This is a genomic window from Bacillus sp. EB600, assembly GCF_024494385.1.
Taxonomy (GTDB): Bacteria; Bacillota; Bacilli; order Bacillales; family Cytobacillaceae; genus JAEVLT01.
Genome location: NZ_JAEVLT010000135.1, coordinates 1 through 740, shown reverse-complemented (window position 1 = coordinate 740; position 740 = coordinate 1). Strand labels below are relative to the sequence as shown.

Here is a 740-nt window from a genome sequence, read left to right as displayed (position 1 = left end):
ATTAATCGTCAAAGCAGCCAGTCAAGCACAAAAAGCAGTAGATTATATTGTAGGAGAAACAAAGAATGAGCCGATAATCGAAAATTAAAAATACAAAAATTCACAAAATCAAAAGCTAGATTTCGCCGGATGATACTCAGCCGGTGGAACTTCTCGAATGAAAAAACATCTGTTTTTTCCTGATAAAGTCAGGCATCGAGCCTGCTTGACGGTTGCTACAGCATCCTAAAAATTCGAAAAATCATTCGAGAACCTAAGATATTCAGTAATAGGTGCTGGCGAAAAACAAAAAATTATAATTCAAAGAGAAAAAAATGGGAATTTTATTTCCTGGCGTACTTGTTCATAAACTGAAGCAATGAATTTCCATTGGGAAAAAAGCTTAAAAAAGCAGACTCAAAGGAGAGGTTCTGTAATGAAAACATGTCCATACTGCGGTACTAACATCGAAAGGATGGATCATCAATATTACTATTGTGATTTTTGTAGTATGAAACTTGATGCTAGGATCGTCAAAGAAAACCATGAACGTCTAGATATTCGTTTTCGCGAGTTTGCCTTGGCTGCACATATGGACAAGACCACACCGGAGATTATGACGTTATGCACCTTTGAGCTTCTGTGCTTGCTTAAAATTTTACGAAAAGAGCGTACAGAAATGTATCATCATATGCATGTGTTTCGCCGGGCTGGTGAAGATGGTAGTACAGACTTTAAAGAGGTTGAAATGGAATCTGGCC

Annotated in this window: 1 pseudogene; it reads left to right on the top strand. The window is 37.4% G+C overall.

Annotation, left to right across the window (positions count from 1 at the left end):
- Positions 1–415: 415 nt before the first annotated feature.
- Positions 416–740: pseudogene (locus JN080_RS28905) on the top strand (hypothetical protein); the annotation flags it as partial.